The sequence below is a fragment of the Lawsonibacter sp. LCP25S3_E2 genome, from assembly GCF_052117285.1.
Classification (GTDB): Bacteria; Bacillota; Clostridia; order Oscillospirales; family Oscillospiraceae; genus Lawsonibacter.
The window spans coordinates 1-20,494 of sequence record NZ_JBQKJL010000010.1; the positions used below are offsets into that span (position 1 = coordinate 1).

A 20,494-nucleotide genomic window follows, 5' to 3' on the forward strand; every position below is an offset into this window, starting at 1 on the left:
GAACGGATGGACGGCGCTTCACGCCGTTTGGAATGGAACGGCTACGCCGTTTGCGTTGGAATGGGCGCACCGTTCCTCCGGAACGGGCGCTCCGTTTGACTGGAATTCGCAGCACTGAAGAAGACTCCCTCTGAATCTCAGCTGAAAACCATCACTTTGATCGTGAATGTCGGCTTTATGTTCACTTCCACCGCTCTGGCCCTTGCCTCCAGCAGTATCCTGGGACTGCTGAACTCCGTGTATGCGTTCCTGGCCGCCTCTTGTTTTGTCCCCTTTGTGGGCGGCGTGCTTTGGAAGCGCGGTAACGCAACGGGTGCAGCTGCCGCCTCCATTGCCGGTGTTGTGACGGTAGTCGTGACGAACCTGGGCGTCGTACTGCCCGGCTCCGGAATCATTCCCGGCGCTATTCTTCCCATCATCCCCTCCGCAATTGTCTATGTAATTGTCAGTCTGTGCACCAAGGCCCCCGCTGCCCAGGAGGTATGATTTCATAGCCCCTCTGTCTGCTCAGCATACCAAACATCAATAAAATGGGCACCGGAAATCAATTCCGGTGCCCATTTCCCCAAATATACAAGAAAGAGCAGCCAATCCTGCGGTCTCCCCCATCAGCCCTCTCATTCGGCTTATCGATGCGGCCAATATGTATTGGATCAGCCGGCACGCCCCTAAGCAAAATAAAGCTTTCAAGATACCATCGCCGCCTGCGCTGCTGTCAGCTTATTTTCTTCCAAACGGACTCTAGTCTCTCCCTGGCCCCTGGGTCCGGCAAACCTACCGTCTGCGGCACACTGGCCGCTCAGAAATCCCCCTGCACATTTTTATCCCGCATGTACCATGCAGGTTCTGTATTCTTTTGGCGTCATCCCCGACAGTTTCTTAAAAATCGTACAAAAATAGCTATAGCTATTAAATCCAACCTCGGCCGCAACCGCTTCCACCGGAAGATTATATTCCAGCAGCAGTTGCTGGCTCTTTTCCACCCGAAATTGGGTTACATACTCGGTCAAAGTCATCCCAAAATGCTTTTTGAACACTTGAGTAAAATAGCTGGAACTGAAATGAAACGTCTCCGCAATATCTTGCAGACGAATATTCTGTCTATAATGCTCCGCAATATAGGCTTTGATAGAAGCTTCCAATTCACAGCTTCCACTTATAGTATACCGCTCCAGACAATAGGACACCTGCTCACAAAAGGCAGAAAATAAGGCTTGTATGCCTAAAAAGAATGGACTGGACAAAATCTCTTCCGAAGCATGGCGGGAAATCCCCTCCACCGTCCCTTCCGGAATGCCGCACTCCAGACAGTGGCTTTCCAGCCGGCAGATCAAGCGAATCACTTCAATGCGAACGCGTTGCGGCAGAAACTGCGCTTCATTCAGATCACGAAACAGAAGATCGACCCGCTGCCGCATTAAGCTGTGGTCATGTTGACTGATGGCAGCCAGCAAACTGCTGTAATGGCTCTTCATATCAATGGGGGCCGCAGAAGCATCGATCGTCTGCACACATAAATCGGCGCCCTGCCCACAATAAAAGCTGCGATTGAGCGCTTGCTCAACCTGGACATACATAGCAGGAAAATGGGACAGTTTGGTACACCGTCCGCTGGTGCTGACCGATAGGGTATATGAAGTATGAAGGTAGACCCTGCGTCGGATTTCCGAGACAAAAAACCCAGAAAGTCTTCCACCGGCTCAAGTGGAAGTTCCTCCAGGCACAGAAAGCAAATGACCCGGTCCGAGTTAATTAAATTTGCCGCAAACCCAGGCACCTGAAGATTTTCCAAGCAGGAGCGGATGGTATTGACCACCAAATCCTTTTGAAAAAATTCCCTTGTAATCTCCAACTGTTTGGAAATGGCCAAATAGTCATCAATCTGAATTAAAATAAAATAATTTGGTAAGGTATCCATACCCACCGTCTGCAGCGCCTCCTGAATCCGGTCTGGGCGGACATTGTCATAGATCAAACTGTACGCCAATTCCCCGGAAAACAGATCCAACGACGTAAAATCCCACTTCCAATAGGAAAGCTGCTGCTCAATTGTGGCCGGGAGGGAAAGTAACGAGCTCACTGATCTTACCTCCAGACAAAAAAGAACAATTTTTTGTCCCATCATACCACAGCAGATCGGTCTCATCAAGATAAACACCGTCAACTTATATAAATTTCTTCGAGATATATTGAGTAAAATTATATTATTTTTCGTTAAATCAAAATATATTATAATTTGACAAAAATTTTTTGAATATTCACCCCCTCCTAAATGCAGTATACTTGCGTCACCGAATTCGGAAAAGTTATACCCCTGTGAACGGAAAACCTAACACCTGCGCAATCATTTAGGAGGGATTTTGTGAACGCTTTTCTGAGTGCATTTGACAACATTACAGGCGCAATTGTCGGTATTGTGTGGCATGACAATATCTGTTGGGTTCTGCTGGCCATCGGTCTGTTTTTTACCATAATGACGCGGGGCGTACAGTTTCGCTGTATCCCGCAAATGTTCAAGCTGCTGTTCCATTCCGACGATTCCAATCAAGAACGAGGCATTTCGAATTTACAGGCTCTTATGTTGGCTGTGGGCGGCCGCGTCGGCACCGGCAACATTGCCGGCACGGCAACGGCGATCTTTATGGGCGGCCCCGGTGCCATTTTCTGGATGTGGATGAGTGCTATTCTGGGCGCTGCCTCCGCTTTTATCGAGTGTACCTTGGCGCAGATCTATAAGACACGCAAAGAGGACGGTACGTACATTGGCGGACAGGCTTATTATGCCGAACGTGCCATGGGGATCAAGTGGTTTGGCACTGCCATGGCGGTAATTCTGGTAATGAGCAACGTATTCGGAAACCCCTGTGTCCAGTCCAACACCATATCCACCGCAGTAGCAAACGCCTTTCATATCCCGGCATGGATCGTGGGTCTCATGATTGCCGTGGCCATGGCGCTGATTATCTTCGGCGGTATCCGCCGTCTGGCTGATTTGGCGGGCAAAATTGTTCCGGTGATGTGCATTGTTTATCTGGTCATTGCGGTAATCCTCATTGGCGCCAATCTTTCCCGGCTGCCTGGCACCATTGGCCTCATTTTCTCTTCCGCCTTTAATCCCCGCTCCGCATTCGGCGGCATGATGGGCACCGCCCTGGTCTGGGGCGTGCGCCGGGGCATTTATTCCAACGAAGCCGGTCAGGGCACCGGCACCGCTCCCGCCGCCGCGGTGGATGCGGATCATCCCTGTGATCAGGGTCTTGTTCAGGCCCTGTCCGTCTACATTGATACCCTGGTGGTGTGCACCATTTCCGCCCTTTGCATGCTGTGCACAAACTGCTACAACGTCCTTGGTTTAGACGGAAACATGATGGTGGAGTACCTCCCCGGCCTGCCTGATGGCATTCCATATGTCCAGAGCGCCATCGCCTCTGTCCTCCCCCTGGGCGAAATCATCGTGGCCTTCCTCATCACCACCTTTGCCTTTACCTCTCTTATGAGCTATTACCTGGAAGCCGAGATCCATATCACCTATTTGGCTTCCAAGCTGCCCAGCGCCGTTCAAAAGACCATTTTGAATGTTCTGCGTCTGTGTTTCCTCTTCATGGTGTTTATTTCCAGTTCCTGGCCCATTACCAGAGTCTGGAATATTACGGATATCGGCGGCGGTATTCTGACCTGGGCGCACCTCACATTGATCGTCATCATCTGCGGACCCGCGGTAAAGGCTCTGCGAAGCTATGATAAGCAGCGCAAAGCGGGCATTGAACATCCCGTTTTCGACCCAGTGGCTCTGAACATCAAAAACGCCGATTTGTGGGTACAAATCAACAAGGAAAAGGGTCGCTCCCTTCAGCAGTAACCATACCTTGCTTTTCTGCGCGTTTCCTACATAACTTGCGGGTTTGGCCCAATCCCAAGGCACAGCATATTCAGGAGGATTTTTGTTATGAACACCTACTTTCCACATTTGTTTTCTCCCTTGAGAATCCGAAATGTGTATATTAAAAACAGAATCGAGTCCGCTCCCATTGACCACAGCGGCGTGTCTCCCTTTTACACCCGCGAGGCCTTTGAGCACTATGGCCGAATCGCACGAGGGGGGGCAGCCATAGTAACCCTGGGTGAGGCAGGCGTCCACAGTCTCACTGACCATGCACACCCCACCATGCCCCACCTGGACGACACCAATACCCTGTCCTCTTTGATCCAGGCCATTGATTCTGTCCATCGCGGAGGCGCCCTGGCGGCAGTGGAACTGACCCACGCCGGTTGTCGGGCCAAGGGGGAATTTTTGGCCCCCGGCGGCTATGTCATCGGCCCCAGTGCCATGGAGGCAAACCTCTATGGCGATCCGGTCATCGAGATGGACGAGGACATGATGAACATGATCGCGGATGCCTACGCCGACGCAGCTTTTATGGCACAATTTGCCGGCTGCGACGTTATCAACATCCACGGCGGACATGGCTGGCTTCTCAATCAGTTCCTCTCTGATTTGAATAATCACCGCACGGACAACTACGGCGGCTCCCTTGAGAACAAGGCCCGCTTCCCTCTGATGGTGGTAGACCGGGTACACCAAAAATGTCCTAACTTAATTTTGGAGTATCGTCTCAGCAGCGAAGAGGACACCCCAGGCGGCATGAACATTGACGAGGTTGTGGAATTCTGCAAATTGCTGGACGGCAAGGTGGACATCATCCACGTCTCTGCCGCTACCTTCCACGACACCAATACCGCGGCCCGCATGTTCCCAACGGTCTTTTATCCCAGAGGCTGCAACGTAGAAAACGCGGCCAAAATCAAAGCTGTTTTGAAGCATTCCCTGGTTTCTGTGGTCGGTGGTTTAAACGATCCTGCCCACATGGAACAGATTTTGCGGGAGAAAAAGGCGGACCTGGTGTTGGCTGCCCGCCAAATGCTTGCCGATCCTGAGTGGCCCAGAAAGGCCAAAGAGGGAAACGCAGATAAAATCATCAAGTGCATCCGCTGTGAGGAGTGCATCAGTGCCGGCTTTATCCCCCATGTTCCCTTTGACATCGGCGTACTGCGCTGCACCGTCAATCCAATCCTGGGCCGGGAATATGAAACGACCCGCTCCGAAGCCCCCATCCGCCGCAGCAAGAAATTTTTAATTGCCGGCGGAGGCCCTGCCGGTATGGAAGCGGCGATCACCGCTGCTCGCCGGGGGCATCAGGTGGTTTTGTGTGAGATGAGCGGAGAATTGGGGGCCAACCTGGGATACGCTAAAGAGATCTCCTTCAAAAAAGATATTGTGGAATTTTTGGACGGAATGCGCGCCAATGTGGCAGGCGAAGCAAATATCGAAGTTCGCCTTCATACCGAGGTAACAGAGCAGCTCATCCGCTCCGAAGCACCTGACGTGCTGATCGTAGCCTGTGGTGCTGAGCCCATTATCCCCCCCATCCCCGGCATTGACCGGCCAAATGTACATCACATCACAGATCTATTCAAAAAGGATCTTTCCGTGGGCCAGAAGGTGGTCATCATTGGCGGCGGGCTGGCCGGCTGTGAAGAGGGGCTGGGCCTGGCACTGGGCGGCAAAGATGTGTCCATTGTGGAAATGAAGGATGCTCTGGCCAAGGACGCACCTTACATCCACTGGCGCCATCTCCTGCAGAAGCTGGAGGAATCGGTCCACTCCTATTGTTCCGCCAAAGTACTCTGCGTGGAGGAGCGCGGTGTGAAAATTCAAAACGCCCACGGAGAAGAGCAGCTGTTGGAAGCGGATACCGTTCTCATTGCTGCAGGTATGAAAGCAAACAGCGCCAAATACGATCCTTGGAGTGAACTGGTGGATGAAATGATATTTGTCGGTGACAGCCGAAAGGCCGGCAAAATTTTGGAAGCCATGCGCACCGGTTATTGCGCAGCCGCGTGTATCCCCTAATGAAATAGTTTGGGAACCCTCTTTCCAAGTTTATTTATTTGGCAAAGCAGTCTCTCATTCCCTCTTCTGAGAGCTGCTTTGCCACCTTATTTTGACGTTTCAATCAGGAGGAATCGTATATGAATCGCCCGTGGTTGGTAACCATTACCTCCATTTTGGCGGGAATTTCCATTGCTGCGGCACAAAACAAAGTCGTTCCCTGTCTGGGAGTGCTCCAGGATGTCTTTGCCATTGATAAAGCTTCTGCGGGCTGGCTATCCTCTGTGTTCAGTGTCATGGGAATTCTGATGGCGTTTCCAACAGCTATGCTCACCCGCTGGTTGGGCGCCAAACGCGCCTGTGTCCTCTCTTTGTCCGCGGCCATAACCGGCGGAATCATCGGCCTGTGGGCCAGCACGTTCCCGCTCCTTCTCATCAGCCGCATGATAGAAGGATTTGGCGCTGGAATGATCGCTGTGGCAGTCCCGACCATCATCGCCCACTGTTTTCCCATAGAAAAGCGCGGACTTCCCACCGGGATCTGGTCCTCTTGGCAGTTCGTGGCCCAGGCACTGTGCTTTTTTTTCGCCCCAGCCATTCTCCAGCGTTGGGACTGGCACGGCGTCTGGTGGGCGGGGATAATATTCTGTGGAGCCATGGGCATTGCCAGCCAGCTCATCATTCATCTGCCCCAGGAGGGCACCCAAAATACCCCGCAGCGCACGCAGGAACCTCCTGCCGCTTCCATCCGCCGGGTGATGGTCCAGCTCCCCGTTTTAGCCACATGTATGGCTATGTTCTGCTTCTGCTTTGCATGCTTTGGATTTGTTACCTGGGCCCCCAGCTGCTGGACGGAACAGCTGGGCTTCACCTCCACACAGGCAAACTGGCTCATCAGCCTGTTTGCCATGATCTCCATTCCCGCTGTCATCATTGCCGGTGGGCTTATCGACCGGGTATCTCGCAAAAAGATGGGCGTTATTTCCTGCTGGGGATATGGGATCATGGCCGGCGCCGCATTTTTTATGCCAAGCCCCATTGCTATGCTTCCATTCGCCCTCATCTATCCGTTTTTCGAGGGCGCTGCTTCCACCTGCCTATGGACCATGATCTCACAGGCACCCCGCAATGCTCAGGACCTCCCAACCGCCATCGCGCTTTTTAACCTGGCCAGCAACTGCGGCATGCTCCTGGGCCCTCCGGCCGCCGGCAGCATCATTCAGTGTCTGGGGTGGCACGCACTGTCTGCAGTTCTGATTTTTGTTATGCTGGCAGGCGGTCTATGTTTTACTTACATACAAAGCGCGTCCTCTTCCTGTCCTCAAACTGATGGGACAAACTCCCAGTAACTCTCCTTTTTTGCGTATGATAAAAATCGTGGATCGGGCCACAGCACATCTGCCGCCCGATCCACATCAGCATTTTCTTTTCTGTTTTGCTCCCCTTATGGCTGCCAGCTGTCCGCCGTCAGCTTGCACAGTGCGTCCATATCACAGATCACAACATGGCTTTTTTTCCTCATAATAATGCCCTTTTGGCTTAAAAACTGAAAGGCTTTGGTAACCGTGACGCGGCTGGTATGAAGAAGGTTTGCCACATCCTGATGGCTGAACCGAATGGAAATTTCTACTCCCTCGGCAGATGGAATCCCATACTCCTGGGAAATATCCAGCAAGGCCTGGGCAATGCGCTGCAGGGAGTCATAAGAAGATTGTGATAACAGCCGCTTGATCAGTAAGGAATTCTTTCTGGAAATGATTTGCAGGACACATTTGGTCAATTCCGGAAACTGTTCCAGCTTCGCCTGAAATTCGTGCAGAGGAATGGCATAGATTGTAGAATCTACAATTGAGACCGCAGAAGTTGTATGAGGAATTTCCAACAAACTGGAATGCTCTCCAAACAGTGCCCCCTGTTCTGCGATATAGAGCTGCTGCTCAATGCCGGACTGTGAATATGTAGTGATGCATACACGTCCCTCTTTTACCACATAAACGCTGCGCGGCATATCCCCTTGATAGAAAATCGGCTGCTTCCTGCGCAGATGAACCACAGCCTGATTTTCCACTAATGGGTGCAGTAAATTGGGGTCCAGGCGAAGCCATGGAGAAAAACCGTCAAAATTCATAAACTTACTCCTATCACAGTCGCGTTCCGGCTATATGCACGGAACATCCAAATGAGGAAAGTTGTATAATTTCTAATTCATGTCGTATATAATATCACACTAAACTATAAATAAGAAGAGTTTTTTTCACCTGTAATTTTAAATAAATTCGCCCTTTGACGAAAAAATATTTTGTGCACAAAGCTGAAAACTGTAAATTATTTTACAGAACCCAAACCTGATCTATGCTATTTTAAATCCACAGACGACAAGAGAGGTTGAACACCACTGATTTCAAAAAAATTACAGGAGGAAACGAATATGTCTGTAGATTTTGAGGCAATCAGAAAGCGCGAGTGGCCCGTATTGGAGACCATGACATTTTTGGATGCAGCCTGCGTCAGCTTCGCTCCCCAGCGCACGGTACAGGCACTGAAAGATCTGGCGGACTTCTCCGCTCGCCAGGACGAGGCAAACTCCAGTGCCCACCATATCGCTATGGATGCCAAGCGGCACAAGGCCTATGAAGAGGCCCGCAAGCTCCTGAACGCAGACCCCGAGGAGATTGCTCTGGTGGAAAGCACCTCTCACGGCCTGAACATCGCTGCCAACGGTATTGAGCTTCAGGACGGTGACAACATCATCACCACCAATCTGGAGTTTATCCAGGTGGCCCTTCCCTGGTGCGTTATGCGCAAGGAGAAGAACATTGAGATCCGCGTAGCCAAAACCGCTGACACCCGCTTCACCGCCGAGGACTTTGCAAAGCTGTGTGATGACCGCACCCGGCTGATCGTCCTGTCCACCGTAGAGTGGTGCAACGGCTGGCGGATGGATTTGAAGGAAATCGGTGATTTCTGCAAGTCCAGAGGCATTTTCCTGGTGGTGGACGCCGTCCAGGAGCTGGGCGTCAACAAGCTGGATACCAAACAGTTCCATGTGGATATTCTCACGGCCGGCGGACATAAGTGGCTCAACTCCCCCTTCGGCACCGGCGTGCTGTACATCAACAAGGAGACGCTGCCCAAGCTGAAGAGCGTGTATCACGGTTACCTGAACACCAAGGAGCCCCCCGAGGGCTGGGGCGGCTATTGGGAGAATCCCGCTGCCTCCTCCGTCAACGACTGGGAGTTTGACATGACCGCCCGCAAGTTTGAGATCGGCGGCACCTCCAACTATCCCGGCGCTGTGGCTCTGGGCGAGTCTCTGGCTCTGGTCAATGAGATCGGCATTGAGAACATCCAGGCCCGTGTGGAGGAGCTGAGCGCATACTGCATGGAGCAGCTGGAGGCCATCGGAGCCACCATTATCACCCACAAGGATCCCGGACGCCGGGCCGGCATTGTAATTGCCCGGATCTTTGAGGATCTGGATACCGAGCGGGCCATTCTGAAGAAGCTTCACGCCCAGAACATTTTTGTGGCCCACCGCTTCACCGATTATGTGGGCGGCTTCCGTATTTCCTGCCAGTACTTCAACAATCATCAGGATATCGACAACCTGGCCGCCGTCCTGAAGAAGCTGATTGCGGAAGTAGGCCGCGCCCCCGATTACAAAAAGCCCTGGTAAAGGAGGACTTTCAATGGCAAAGCTGGATTTAACATCCAATATTACGTTCCTGTACTTTAACGACCTTCCCAAGGCCAAGGAATTCTTTTCCGAGACGCTGGGACTGAGCGTAGCCTATGATCCAGGATGGGCCTGCGTCTATCATCTGAAGGATAAATCCTTCCTGGGCGCGGTGGACAACGCTTCCGGTTCCATCCAGGTGGATTCCACCAGCAGCGTGCTCATCAGCCTCACCGTCAGCAACATCCATGACGTGCACAAGGCTCTGGAGGGCGCAAAGGGTGTGGAAGGCCTGTCCCCCATTAAGCAGGTGAAGGACATGGCTCTGGAGTCGTTTTTCTTCACCGGCCCCGAGGGCTACCACTTTGAGGTGGAACAGTTCACCTCCGGCGAGCTGCAAAAGCTCTTTTGAGGAGGTCGGCAAACATGTACGAAGACAAGGTAAAGCAGCTGGGGTTTGAGGTTCCTCAGCTCGCCGCTCCGGTTGCCAACTATGCCCCCAGTGTCGTGGAAGACGGCTGGATTTATATTTCCGGCCAGCTGCCCATGGTAGACGGGAAACTGGCCTACACCGGCAAGGTGGGGCAGGACCTGGACCTGGAGCAGGGCTACGCGGCCGCTCAGGTCTGTGCGCTGAACTGCCTGGGCGCCATCAAGCAGGCCCTGGGGTCCCTGGACCGCATTGAGCGGATCGTCAAAATCAGCGGCTTTGTAAACAGCGCGCCCGATTTTACCGATCAGCCCAAGGTGGTAAACGGAGCTTCCGATCTGCTGGGGAAGGTATTTGGCAGCTGTGGTGTACATGCCCGCAGTGCAGTGGGCGTCGCGGCCCTCCCCCTGGGTGCCTGCTGCGAGGTGGAACTGATTGCAAAGATCAAGGCCTGATGCATCGGCCCCCATCGGGGTTTTGATGTTCGAAAGCGCCGGAGACCGCATCGTCGGCGATCCGGGCATGCCCGGAACCTTCCCCTTTCCCATTCGCTATGGGATGGTTCCGGGAAGCTACCGGGATCTGATCCACGGATCTCCCCAGGCGCGTGACCACCTGTGCATGGCGGCTCAAAAGCTGGAACAGGAAGGCGTAGCCGCCATCGCCGGAGACTGTGGCCTGATGGCACTCTATCAGGCCGATCTGGCCCAGAGCGTAAGCGTTCCCATTATTTCCTCTAGTCTGGTGCTGCTTCCTTTGGCGCAATGTCTCATTGGGAAGAACCGAAAAATCGGTATTATCACCGGTCACTCCCAGCTGCTGAGCACACAGCATTTACTGGGCGCCAACGCAGATCCCTCCCGCCTGGTCATTCAGGGCATGGAAGACCAGCCTCATTTCCGCCAGGTCGTGCTGGAGGGAACCTGTCCCCAGGATTACCAGTTGATGGCCCAGGATGTATGCAACGCAGCCAAGCTTTTGCTGGAGCGGGATGAAACCATCGGCGCAATCCTGCTGGAGTGCAGCAATTTGACCACATTCGCCCGTGAAATATCAAATCTTTACCATATCCCCGTCCTTGATGTAAATCTCGCCATTCAAATGTTATATCTGGGAAGAAACCATACGGATTATCAAACGACAAATTTAGGAGGAATTGAACATGCGGTTTTTAGAGTATGAGACTTGGCGTCTGAAGAAGGACATTGATCCCGCTGCTTATGACCAGATCATCCGGGATTGGTTCCAGTTCCTGAAGGACAATTACAAGGAGCTGTTCCCCGAGTGGGTCAGCGCCAAGTATTACCGTCAGACCGACCGGGAGGGCAATCCCACCGGCGTGTTTATCATGATCTTTGAGTATGACTCCCTGGAAGGCCATCACGCCTACAAGGAGCGCCGCAAAAATTGGGACGGTCCCTATGAGGCCTATAAGAAGGTCGATCCCTACCAGGAGTTCTTCGATCTGGAGACCGTTACCACCGAGTACTGGCAGCCTCTGGAGACGGAGCAGTGGGCACAGTTTAAGTAATTCTCAATTGCAGCCAACCGGGTTGTACGTTTAAAAAAAATTGGAGGAGGTACCACAATGAAAAAACTAATCTCATTGCTTTTAGCCGCAGCAATGACCTTGTCTCTTGCCGCTTGCGGCGGAGGCGGTGACAATACCAGCAAGAGCTCCGGTGCAAGCGCCTCCGGAACTACCGCAAAGGACACCTTGATCATCGGTCACTATGGCGATACTCCCAATTTTGACACGCACAACAATCTGAATGACAACGGCATGCGCATCAACCTGTCCATCTACGACCCCCTGGTTCGCATGGACAGCGAGACCTATGAAATCAACCCCTGCATCGCCGAGAGCTGGACCATCTCTGAGGACGGAACCGAGTATACCTTTAAAATTAAGTCCGGCGTGAAGTTCTCTGACGGCACCGACATGACGGTGGATGACGTTGTGTTCTCCCTCCAGCGCGGCATGGAGATGCCCATGGCTGTCCCCAGCTTTGCCCGTGTAGTGGGTGTGGAGAAGGTGGATGACAGCAACGTAAAGGTAAAGCTGGACGGTCCCTATCCCGAGTTCCTGTTTGCCATGGCGCTGCCCACTGCCGGTATTATCTCCAAGGCGGCCTTTGAGTCCATGGGCGAGGAAGCCTACGCCCAGCGGCCCGTTACCACCGGTCCCTACTATGTGGAGGACTGGAAGGTTGGCGAGCAGGTCATTCTGAAGGCCAATGAGTATTACCACATGGGCGAGGTGCCCATCAAGAATGTGGTGTACCAGGTCATCACCGATGCCAACTCCGCTGTGCTCAGCCTGGAGTCCGGCGACATCGACGCCTATGTGGACGTACAGCAGAGCAGCTTCAAGCGCATCGAAGAAAACGAGAATCTGGTGCTGCACAAGGGCCAGGCTTTCGGCATGAACTTCATCCAGCTCAACTGCTCGATCGCTCCCTTTGACAGTCTGGAGGCCAGACAGGCTATGGCCTATGCCACCGACAAGGAATCCATGCTGTATGGTATTATGGACGGCGACGGCACCATTGTGGATACCTTCGCCACTCCTGAGTACCTGGGCTATACCGACGATGTGACCAAGTATCCTTATGATCTGGAAAAGGCCAAGGAGCTCTTTGACAAGGCCGGCGTCGATGGAAATACCCCCATTAAGATCATCCTCTACAATACCAAGGCGTCTAAACTGGCTCAGGTGCTTCAGAATTCTCTGAAGGAGATCGGCATCAACGCCGAGATCAGCCAGCTGGAGCGCTCCGCATTTGACGATGCTGCCGTCTCCGGAACTGCCAACATTATTGTAGACGGCGGTACCTTCACCGCGCCCACCATCGACGAGGTGCTGTACACTGCGGTCCACTCTTCCCAGATGGAAATCCGCAATTACAGCAAATACAACAATCCTAAGGTCGACGAACTGCTGGAGACCGCCCGTGTGACTCTGGATGAGAACGAGCGCGCCGCGATCTATCAGGAGCTTCTGATCCTGCTCAGCAATGAAGTGCCTATGATTCCCACCATTTGGAATACGAAAAACATCGCCGCCAACAAGGATCTCAAGGGTGTTACTGCGAATCCCTGGTCTTTCTACAATCTGTACGAATTTAGCTGGGAATAAGCATTCCAGCCGGGCGATGGTACTTTTTAAGTACCATCGCCTATTTTAAAACAGAAAGTTCTCGGCAGCCTAGCAACGGGGTGCCTTAGGAGGGACGCCTATATGTATAAATACATACTCAAGCGCTTGGCGCTGATGATACCAGTTATCATTGGTGTGTCATTTGTCATTTTCACCATCATGAGTTTTATGCCCGGAAACCCCGCCCGACTGCTGCTGGGAGAAAAAGCAACTCCAGAAGCGATTGAACAGCTCAACGAGGAACTGGGACTAAACGATCCGATCCCCATCCGGTACTTAAACTACATGGGAGATGCCCTGCACGGGGATTTCGGAACCTCCTATACCAGCAAACAGCCCGTGGTGGACGAGATCATCGCCCGCTTCCCCACCACATTGAAGCTGGCTTTGCTGAGCGTACTGTTTGCCACCATCATCGGCCTTCCGCTGGGCATTTTGTCGGCGGTGAAGCAGTACTCCTGGATCGATAATCTGACCACGGTGTTGGGACTGGGATTCATTTCCGTGCCGCCCTTCTGGCTGGGTCTTATGCTGATCATCTTGTTCTCCGCACAGCTGGGCTGGCTTCCGTCCTACGGCTCGGATACCTTCGCCTGCTTTATCCTGCCCGCCATTACCAGCTCGGCCTCTACCTTCGCCACTTTGCTGCGTATGACCCGCTCCACCATGCTGGAAGTCATCCGGCAGGACTATGTCACCACCGCATACGCAAAGGGCGCTTCCAAGCAGCGCATCATCTTCCGCCACTGCCTGCCCAACGCGCTGATCCCCCTGATCACCGTGGTAGGTGTGAACTTCGGCGGAATGCTGGCCGGGTCTGTGATTACGGAATCTGTGTTTGGTATGTCCGGCATCGGCAGCCTGCTGATCAACTCCATCCGCTCTCAAAACGTGCCTACGGTAATGGCATGTACCCTGCTGCTGGCCATTCTGTTTGGCCTTGTAAACCTGGCCGTTGATATTATTTACGCCTATGTGGACCCCCGCATCAAGGCCCAGTATCAGAAGTGAGGAGGTGGTATCATGGCAAGAAAGTCTTTGGAAAACACACATGCAATGCCCAAAAAGCGTTCTCAGCTGGGCATGATCTGGCATCAGCTGCTGAAAAACAAGCTGGCCGTCTGTGGTCTGATCATTATCTTGGGAATCATCTTGGCCTCCCTGCTGGTGGGTCTGGTGGTGGACTATGATACTATCATCATCCACGACCTGATGAACAAAAATCAGGGTCCCAGCCTGCAGCACTGGTTTGGAACGGACAGCTACGGCCGTGACCTGCTGCTGCGCATCATTTATGGTGCCCGGATCTCCCTGTTTATCGGCTTTGTGTCGGTACTGGGCGCTATGGTGGCCGGTGGCGCCGTGGGCGCGATTTCCGGCTTTTACGGTGGAAAGACCGACATCATCGTCATGCGGTTTATGGACGTACTGATGGCCATTCCCTCTACCTTGATGGCCATCTGCGTGGTGTCTGCCCTGGGCCAGGGCGTTATGAATTTGCTGCTGGCCATTATGATCTCACTGATTCCTCAGTTCGCCATGATCGTCCGCTCCTCTGTGCTGACCATTAAGAACAGCGAGTTTATCGAAGCGGCCCGCTGCGGCGGCACCTCTACCGCCCGCATTATCATCCGGCATATCCTGCCCAACGCAATGGGCCCCATCATTGTGCAGGCCACCCTGGCCTTGGGCGGCGTAATTCTGACCGCAGCCTCCATGAGCTTTATCGGCCTGGGCGTTCAGCCCCCGGAACCCGAGTGGGGCTCCATTCTGACGGAAGGTCAGGAGTTCATGCGGGATTATCCCCATCTGGTTCTGTTCCCAGGCCTGACCATCATGCTGGCCGTATTGGCCTGTAACTTCTTGGGCGATGGACTTCGTGACGCCCTCGACCCGAAGCTGAAATAAAGGAAGGGGGAGCATCATGAACGACATCTTACTGGACATCCGCAATCTGGAAGTCAGCTATGACACCGAAGAAGGTATTGTCCGTGCCGTAAACGGCATTGATCTTCAGGTGCGCCGGGGCAAAACCCTGGGAATTGTAGGTGAGACAGGCGCCGGAAAAACCACCACGGCAAAAAGCATTCTGCGCCTGCTCCCGGAGCGCACCGGAAACATCCGCTCCGGCAGCATCGTCTTTGACGGCGAGGATCTGCTGCGCCTGTCTCTGGAGGAAATGCAGCTGCGCATTCGCGGTGAAAAGATTTCGATGATTTTCCAAGACCCCATGAGCAGCTTGAACCCGGTCATTACCATCGGCGATCAGATCGCCGAGGTTCTGGAGCTCCACCAGGCGCTGGAAAAGGGAAAGCCGGGCAAACCGGGAAAGCCCGGAAAAAAGCACGGCCGTAAGCGCGATCCGGAAATTGACCGGCGTGTGGATCAGATCCTGGACATGGTGGGCATCCCCACCGAGCGCAAAAATGAGTATCCCCACCAGTTTTCCGGCGGTATGAAGCAGCGCGTGGTCATCGCTATGGCGCTGGTGTGTGAGCCCGCTCTGGTCATCGCAGACGAGCCCACCACAGCGTTGGACGTGACCATTCAGGCCCAGGTGCTGGACATGATGGAGGATTTGAAGCAGCGGTTCAACACCTCCATGCTGCTGATCACCCACGATCTGGGCGTGGTGGCTCAGACCTGTGATGACGTGGCCATCATGTACGCCGGTGAGATCATTGAGTACGGGACTGTGGAGGACATCTTTGATCCCTCCAAGCCCCATCATCCCTATACGGTGGGTCTGTTCAACTCGGTGCCCCGCCTGGACGACGAGGCAGAGCGGCTTAAGCCCATTCCCGGCTTGATGCCCGACCCCACTGATTTGCCCGCAGGGTGTAAGTTCCACCCCAGATGTCCTCAATGCATGGAGCGGTGCAAGCAGGAGTGCAGCCCCACCTATCAGGAGGGCACACACCAGATCTGCTGCCATCTCATGGAGGGGAAAATGGCCCTGCGTCCCCAGCAGGCGGACGATTCCACTCCGGGACAGGAGGTATAAGTTATGGCTGAGGCTTTTATTCAGGCAAACCACTTAAAGAAATATTTCAAAACGCCCCGCGGCATGCTCCATGCGGTGGATGATGTGAGCCTTTCCATCCAAAAGGGCAAGACGCTGGGCATCGTAGGGGAATCAGGCTGCGGAAAGTCCACCCTGGGCCGGCTGATGCTGAACCTGCTGGAGCCCACCTCCGGTGAAATGCTGCTGGATGGGCAGGACATCTATAAGCTGCGCCCGGCGCAGATGAAAAAGATGCGCCTGCGCGCCCAGATGATTTTTCAGGACCCCTACTCCTCTCTGAATCCCCGCATGTCGGTCAGTGAGATCATTGCAGAGCCCATTATTGCCAACGGCTTGATGAAAAACCGGCAGGAAATTCAGAAAAAGGTCAAGGACCTGATGGATACCGTGGGCCTGGCCCAGCGCTTCATCAACTCCTACCCCCACGAGCTGGACGGCGGCCGCCGGCAGCGCATCGGCGTGGCCCGAGCGCTGGCGGTAAATCCCGACTTCATCGTCTGTGACGAGCCGGTGTCCGCTCTGGACGTGTCTATTCAGGCGCAGATCCTGAACCTGATGATGGATCTTCAGGACGAGCTGGGACTGACCTATGTGTTTATCACCCACGACCTGTCTGTGGTAAAGCATATCTCCGACGAGATCGCTGTGATGTACCTGGGTCAATGTGTGGAGCGCGTACCCAGCAAGGAGCTGTTCCACAATCCCATGCACCCCTATACCAAGGCGCTTTTGTCCGCCATTCCCATTCCCGACCTGTCTGCCCGAAACGCCAAGCGGCAGATCCTGACCGGCGAAGTGCGAAGCCCCATCGAGCCAAAGCCCGGCTGCCGCTTTGCAGCGCGCTGCCCCAACGCCACAGCCGCTTGCGCGCAGCATGTCTGCTCCCTGCGCGAGGTGGAGAAAGACCACTTTGTCTCCTGTGTTCTGTACGAATAAGAAGTATAGAACCCTCCTTGTTTTCCACAAAGATCCTGGAACGAAACCGTTCCATCATTCCCCCGATGAAGGAACGTATCCCCTTTTTCCTCTGAAAAAAGCTATGAAGGATAACCACTGGTTATCCTTCATAGCTTTCATATATCACCATATATCACGAAATGACCCAATCTCCGCCGCGCATAATTGGAATTCTTTGATTGTCGCGGGTAAGCCCGTCCACATCCATTTGATCCGAGCCGATCATAAAGTCCACATGGAGCTTGCTTACATTGATACCGATTTTGTCCCGCTGTTCCGCGTTCATCTGGGTGCCTCCCGCCACTACGCCGGCCGGGGCATTTCCCAGGGCGATGTGGCATACCGCGTTTTCGTCCAGCAGCGTATCATAAAACACTCTTCCAATCTGGTAAATGGGAGACTGTACTGTAACCAACGCGATTTCCCCAAAATAGCAGGAGCCTGAATCGGTCTCCAGAATGTTTTTCAGGGCGTGCAGGCCTTCTTCGGCATGATATTCCATGACCCGGCCGTCCTTCACCACCATATGGAAATCACGAATGATGGTACCGTGATAGTTCAGCGGGAGGGTGGCTGTGACGGTGCCGTTAATTTTGTACTTGTGCGGCACGTAAAAGATTTCTTCGGTAGGAATGTTGGGGATGTACTCAGACTGGTCTTTTTCATTGATGTCATATCCGCCGACCCACGTTCCGTTGTCCACCAGCCCGATCTCCAGATCAGTACCGGGGCCGTGGAAAAATAGCTTGGTCAGGTTCAGCCGGTTGAGCGCTTCCTTTTTGGCCCGAATGTTGTTTTTGTGATCGATCCAGGCCTGGACGGGGTCCGGCGCATCCAGGCGCACAATTTTAATCATATCCTCCCAGAGCTTGGTCAGCGCCTGGTCGGGCTCCAGCTCGGGATAGACCTTTTGCGCCCATTCCGGACAGGGAACGCAGGTTTTGACCCAGCTCACATGGCCGTCGGAACGGGCCTTTGCAAAGGGCACTTTCCCGGTTAACTCCGCCCGCTCCATCCGTATGACCCGCTCCGGGTCCAGTCCGGCGTTTTGATCCGGATTTGGATTGGCCAGCGACAAAATACATACATTGTCCCGCGCACTGTCCCCCAGATAATTGGACAGCCACTGGGGATAGAAGTCCAGATATTCTTCCTCAGAATACTGACACCGCAAGACATTCGCAGAATCATCGAAAAAATCGGTTTTTACATATTTGGCTCCCATCTGATATGCCACCTTGGTGATCTCACGCACGAAGAGATAGTCTCTGGGGGAAGCGTTGATCATGAGAATTTCACCGGGCTTCAGATTGCCGCCTACTTTTAACAGTACCTGAGCAAAATTGCGATAGATTTTCTCGTTCATCAGCCGAACCGCCTTTCCTAATAGTATGGACTGCGATGATTCTATCATAGCCTTTTCACCAGAAAAAGCTATAAACTGCTTTACAAATTTCCTCACAATACACATCTGCAATGGTCTATATATAAAATTTTTTGTGCATAAAGCGGCAATCCCTAGAGACAACAGAGATCGGAGATGAGAAAATGGCTGCTGACGTAAAACTGGGAGGCGTCACCGACATGACGGTGGGAACGCCATGGAAAGTCATTCTTCGGTTTTCCATCCCGCTGCTGCTTGGAAATCTGTTTCAGCAAATGTATAATACCGTAGATGCCGCGGTGGTAGGACGCTATATGGGCAGCGAGGCACTGGCGGCCGTGGGAACCAGCGGGCCCATTATCAATCTCATGGTGGGACTGTTTATTGGCTTTTCCGTAGGCGCAGGCATTTTGATCTCACAATTCTTTGGGGCGAAAAATGAACAGGCCATTCGGCGGGCCATCAATACCGCGTGGTTTTTGACTCTGGTCACCGGTTTTCTGGTGACCGTTGTGGGAATCCAGGCAACACCGTGGATTTTGCAGCGCCTGCATACGCCGGAAGAAATCTATCCCATGGCTTGCAGCTACCTGTGGGTCATTTTTTTGGGGGTCACCATCTCCATGTATTACAACATGGCGGCCTCTGTGCTCAGAGCCCTGGGAGACAGCTGGACCCCCCTGTTGGCGCTGGGCATCGCAAGTATCTGCAACATTATTTTAGATCTGTTTTTTGTGGTAGTGCTCAAGCGGGGTGTGGCTGGTGTGGCCTGGGCCACCATAACGGCTCAGCTCATCTCCGTACTGTTCAGCGCCTGGCGGATGAACCGCATCAAAAACTACACAAAGATCACCCGTGACTCTCTGCACCCAGACCGCCATATGGTGGGAGGGATGATCAAAACCGGCCTGCCCGCGGCTGTGCAGCAGACGGCCTTTTCCCTGGGCATGATTTTGATCCAAACGGTCATCAATGACTTCGGAAAATATGTCATGGCGGCCTATGTGGTGGTCATGAAAGTGGACGCTCTTTGTATTTTGCCCATCACCACGTTGGGACTGGCCATGACCAGCTACAGCGGTCAGAACATTGGAGCAGGTGATCTCAAACGGGTGGAAGCGGGAACCCACCAGGGCATTGTGCTCAGCATGTCCATTACCCTATGCCTATCGGTTTTGCTCTTCTTCGCAGGCAAATATCCGTTGATGTTATTCACCGATGAGGCCGCATTGATTCAGGAAAGCACGCATCTCTTGCGGATCCTATGTCCCTTCTATTGGATGCTCAGCGTGATCGATGTGCTGGCCGGTGTCATGCGCGGAGCCGGCAATACCATCATTCCCATGCTCAATTCCATGCTCTGCCAGTGTTTTATCCGCATACCGCTGCTGTTTTTCTTAATGGAGATCTTTCAAACCTCAGACGTTCTGTACTGGTCCATGGTCATTGGATGGGCCTGCGGTTTTGTCTTTATTACGGCATACTATAAGAGCGGATGGTGGAAACGCCGCGTTGGCACCTTTGCGGCACTGGCCCAGGAAAAGCGGGAGGACTAAGGAGGACCCTGATATGATTTGGGTGTTAAACATTGGAAAATACATACTGGCCCAGTGGGCCATTGGATTGGTCATCGCACTGGTTCAGGGATTTCACCTGGTAAACTGGATGAATGCCACGTTTCTGGTGGGGCTGGTCATCTTTATCCTGTCAGGCATCTACTATTTAAAATGCCAAAATGCCTACGGCGGGTTTTCCCGCTCCATGAAAAAATTTGTTTTCGCAATCGTGGAACTGTTTACCCACACCGACCACACCCAGCAGCGGAAAAAGCTGAATGAATCAAACACCGCACAGCCTGACCTGCGGAAAGGGAGTGAGGCGTTGGTTGCCTCCATCATCACCATGGCAGTGATTTATCTGATGGTCGGACTGTTTTATTCCGTATGATGCACGTGCGGCCTTTGCCATTGGG

General features: G+C 53.2%; 20 protein-coding genes. 16 read left to right on the top strand and 4 right to left on the bottom strand.

Annotation, left to right across the window (positions count from 1 at the left end):
* Positions 1 to 177: 177 nt before the first annotated feature.
* On the top strand, positions 178 to 486 hold the full coding sequence (locus ACTQ3R_RS09995) for a hypothetical protein (protein ID WP_441779102.1): 309 nt from the start codon (positions 178 to 180) through the stop codon (positions 484 to 486).
* A gap of 335 nt (positions 487 to 821) precedes the next feature.
* Here the strand turns inward: ACTQ3R_RS09995 and ACTQ3R_RS10000 are convergent, their stop codons facing one another.
* Together ACTQ3R_RS10000 and ACTQ3R_RS10005 are read right to left on the bottom strand one after the other, a co-directional pair.
* Positions 822 to 1,511, bottom strand: a complete 690-nt coding sequence (locus ACTQ3R_RS10000) for a helix-turn-helix transcriptional regulator (protein ID WP_441779103.1) — start codon at positions 1,509 to 1,511, stop codon at positions 822 to 824.
* Entirely contained in the window at positions 1,472 to 2,080 is a 609-nt protein-coding gene (locus tag ACTQ3R_RS10005) for a hypothetical protein (protein ID WP_441779104.1), read from the bottom strand. Before ACTQ3R_RS10005 ends, ACTQ3R_RS10000 begins: the two co-directional genes overlap by 40 nt.
* A 282-nt stretch (positions 2,081 to 2,362) precedes the next feature.
* Between ACTQ3R_RS10005 and ACTQ3R_RS10010 the strand changes: the two genes are divergently transcribed.
* The 3 genes from ACTQ3R_RS10010 (at position 2,363) to ACTQ3R_RS10020 (ending at position 7,239) form a co-directional block, all read left to right on the top strand.
* Positions 2,363 to 3,859, top strand: a complete 1,497-nt coding sequence (locus ACTQ3R_RS10010; protein ID WP_441779105.1) for an alanine/glycine:cation symporter family protein — start codon at positions 2,363 to 2,365, stop codon at positions 3,857 to 3,859.
* 87 nt (positions 3,860 to 3,946) lie between these two features.
* The gene (locus ACTQ3R_RS10015; RefSeq protein WP_441779106.1) at positions 3,947 to 5,911 is read left to right on the top strand and encodes an oxidoreductase; all 1,965 of its coding nucleotides are present in this window, start codon (positions 3,947 to 3,949) and stop codon (positions 5,909 to 5,911) included.
* Positions 5,912 to 6,030: 119 nt separating this feature from the next.
* A complete protein-coding gene (locus tag ACTQ3R_RS10020; protein ID WP_441779107.1) occupies positions 6,031 to 7,239 on the top strand; it encodes an MFS transporter in 1,209 nt (402 codons plus the stop codon).
* Between the two features lie 95 nt (positions 7,240 to 7,334).
* Here ACTQ3R_RS10020 and ACTQ3R_RS10025 read toward each other — a convergent pair whose 3' ends face one another.
* Positions 7,335 to 8,018: a Crp/Fnr family transcriptional regulator gene (locus ACTQ3R_RS10025; RefSeq protein WP_441779108.1), complete on the bottom strand. Its 684-nt coding sequence runs from the start codon at positions 8,016 to 8,018 to the stop codon at positions 7,335 to 7,337.
* A 300-nt stretch (positions 8,019 to 8,318) separates the two neighbouring features.
* On the opposite strand from ACTQ3R_RS10025, the gene ACTQ3R_RS10030 reads away from it, so the two are divergent.
* The 10 genes from ACTQ3R_RS10030 (at position 8,319) to ACTQ3R_RS10075 (ending at position 17,117) form a co-directional block, all read left to right on the top strand.
* Positions 8,319 to 9,566: an aminotransferase class V-fold PLP-dependent enzyme gene (locus tag ACTQ3R_RS10030; RefSeq protein ID WP_441779109.1), complete on the top strand. Its 1,248-nt coding sequence runs from the start codon at positions 8,319 to 8,321 to the stop codon at positions 9,564 to 9,566.
* A gap of 13 nt (positions 9,567 to 9,579) precedes the next feature.
* On the top strand, positions 9,580 to 9,978 hold the full coding sequence (locus ACTQ3R_RS10035; protein WP_441779110.1) for a VOC family protein: 399 nt from the start codon (positions 9,580 to 9,582) through the stop codon (positions 9,976 to 9,978).
* Between the two features lie 14 nt (positions 9,979 to 9,992).
* Complete coding sequence (locus ACTQ3R_RS10040; protein ID WP_441779111.1) at positions 9,993 to 10,451, top strand: RidA family protein; 459 nt, start codon at positions 9,993 to 9,995, stop codon at positions 10,449 to 10,451.
* Positions 10,432 to 11,178, top strand: coding sequence for a hypothetical protein (locus ACTQ3R_RS10045; protein ID WP_441779112.1), 747 nt, complete (start codon positions 10,432 to 10,434; stop codon positions 11,176 to 11,178). The genes ACTQ3R_RS10040 and ACTQ3R_RS10045 overlap by 20 nt, the downstream gene beginning before the upstream one ends.
* On the top strand, positions 11,159 to 11,527 hold the full coding sequence (locus ACTQ3R_RS10050; protein WP_441779113.1) for a hypothetical protein: 369 nt from the start codon (positions 11,159 to 11,161) through the stop codon (positions 11,525 to 11,527). The genes ACTQ3R_RS10045 and ACTQ3R_RS10050 overlap by 20 nt, the downstream gene beginning before the upstream one ends.
* Positions 11,528 to 11,584: 57 nt before the next feature.
* Positions 11,585 to 13,135 carry an ABC transporter substrate-binding protein gene (locus ACTQ3R_RS10055; RefSeq protein ID WP_441779114.1) on the top strand — a complete coding sequence of 517 codons (1,551 nt, stop codon included), beginning with the start codon at positions 11,585 to 11,587 and terminating at the stop codon, positions 13,133 to 13,135.
* A gap of 102 nt (positions 13,136 to 13,237) precedes the next feature.
* Positions 13,238 to 14,167: an ABC transporter permease gene (locus ACTQ3R_RS10060; RefSeq protein WP_441779115.1), complete on the top strand. Its 930-nt coding sequence runs from the start codon at positions 13,238 to 13,240 to the stop codon at positions 14,165 to 14,167.
* A 12-nt stretch (positions 14,168 to 14,179) separates the two neighbouring features.
* Positions 14,180 to 15,064 carry an ABC transporter permease gene (locus tag ACTQ3R_RS10065; RefSeq protein WP_441779116.1) on the top strand — a complete coding sequence of 295 codons (885 nt, stop codon included), beginning with the start codon at positions 14,180 to 14,182 and terminating at the stop codon, positions 15,062 to 15,064.
* A gap of 16 nt (positions 15,065 to 15,080) precedes the next feature.
* A complete protein-coding gene (locus ACTQ3R_RS10070) occupies positions 15,081 to 16,160 on the top strand; it encodes an ABC transporter ATP-binding protein (RefSeq protein ID WP_441779117.1) in 1,080 nt (359 codons plus the stop codon).
* Positions 16,161 to 16,163: 3 nt separating this feature from the next.
* Positions 16,164 to 17,117, top strand: a complete 954-nt coding sequence (locus tag ACTQ3R_RS10075; RefSeq protein WP_441779118.1) for an ABC transporter ATP-binding protein — start codon at positions 16,164 to 16,166, stop codon at positions 17,115 to 17,117.
* Positions 17,118 to 17,271: 154 nt separating this feature from the next.
* On the opposite strand, the gene ACTQ3R_RS10080 is transcribed toward ACTQ3R_RS10075, so the two are convergent.
* Positions 17,272 to 18,504 carry an aminopeptidase gene (locus ACTQ3R_RS10080; protein ID WP_441779119.1) on the bottom strand — a complete coding sequence of 411 codons (1,233 nt, stop codon included), beginning with the start codon at positions 18,502 to 18,504 and terminating at the stop codon, positions 17,272 to 17,274.
* Positions 18,505 to 18,686: 182 nt separating this feature from the next.
* On the opposite strand from ACTQ3R_RS10080, the gene ACTQ3R_RS10085 reads away from it, so the two are divergent.
* Positions 18,687 to 20,078, top strand: coding sequence for an MATE family efflux transporter (locus ACTQ3R_RS10085; RefSeq protein WP_441779120.1), 1,392 nt, complete (start codon positions 18,687 to 18,689; stop codon positions 20,076 to 20,078).
* A gap of 13 nt (positions 20,079 to 20,091) precedes the next feature.
* Entirely contained in the window at positions 20,092 to 20,469 is a 378-nt protein-coding gene (locus ACTQ3R_RS10090; RefSeq protein WP_441779121.1) for a hypothetical protein, read from the top strand.
* The last annotated feature ends 25 nt before the right edge of the window (positions 20,470 to 20,494 follow it).

Bases quoted from the DNA above. Each gene is read 5' to 3' on its own strand.
- ACTQ3R_RS09995 (WP_441779102.1), top strand. From the start codon at position 178: ATGTTCACTTCCACCGCTCTGGCCCTTGCCTCCAGCAGTATCCTGGGA.
- ACTQ3R_RS10015 (WP_441779106.1), top strand. From the start codon at position 3,947: ATGAACACCTACTTTCCACATTTGTTTTCTCCCTTGAGAATCCGAAAT.
- ACTQ3R_RS10020 (WP_441779107.1), top strand. From the start codon at position 6,031: ATGAATCGCCCGTGGTTGGTAACCATTACCTCCATTTTGGCGGGAATT.
- ACTQ3R_RS10025 (WP_441779108.1), bottom strand. From the start codon at position 8,018: ATGAATTTTGACGGTTTTTCTCCATGGCTTCGCCTGGACCCCAATTTA.
- ACTQ3R_RS10030 (WP_441779109.1), top strand. From the start codon at position 8,319: ATGTCTGTAGATTTTGAGGCAATCAGAAAGCGCGAGTGGCCCGTATTG.
- ACTQ3R_RS10035 (WP_441779110.1), top strand. From the start codon at position 9,580: ATGGCAAAGCTGGATTTAACATCCAATATTACGTTCCTGTACTTTAAC.
- ACTQ3R_RS10040 (WP_441779111.1), top strand. From the start codon at position 9,993: ATGTACGAAGACAAGGTAAAGCAGCTGGGGTTTGAGGTTCCTCAGCTC.
- ACTQ3R_RS10050 (WP_441779113.1), top strand. From the start codon at position 11,159: ATGCGGTTTTTAGAGTATGAGACTTGGCGTCTGAAGAAGGACATTGAT.
- ACTQ3R_RS10055 (WP_441779114.1), top strand. From the start codon at position 11,585: ATGAAAAAACTAATCTCATTGCTTTTAGCCGCAGCAATGACCTTGTCT.
- ACTQ3R_RS10060 (WP_441779115.1), top strand. From the start codon at position 13,238: ATGTATAAATACATACTCAAGCGCTTGGCGCTGATGATACCAGTTATC.
- ACTQ3R_RS10065 (WP_441779116.1), top strand. From the start codon at position 14,180: ATGGCAAGAAAGTCTTTGGAAAACACACATGCAATGCCCAAAAAGCGT.
- ACTQ3R_RS10070 (WP_441779117.1), top strand. From the start codon at position 15,081: ATGAACGACATCTTACTGGACATCCGCAATCTGGAAGTCAGCTATGAC.
- ACTQ3R_RS10075 (WP_441779118.1), top strand. From the start codon at position 16,164: ATGGCTGAGGCTTTTATTCAGGCAAACCACTTAAAGAAATATTTCAAA.
- ACTQ3R_RS10080 (WP_441779119.1), bottom strand. From the start codon at position 18,504: ATGAACGAGAAAATCTATCGCAATTTTGCTCAGGTACTGTTAAAAGTA.
- ACTQ3R_RS10085 (WP_441779120.1), top strand. From the start codon at position 18,687: ATGGCTGCTGACGTAAAACTGGGAGGCGTCACCGACATGACGGTGGGA.
- ACTQ3R_RS10090 (WP_441779121.1), top strand. From the start codon at position 20,092: ATGATTTGGGTGTTAAACATTGGAAAATACATACTGGCCCAGTGGGCC.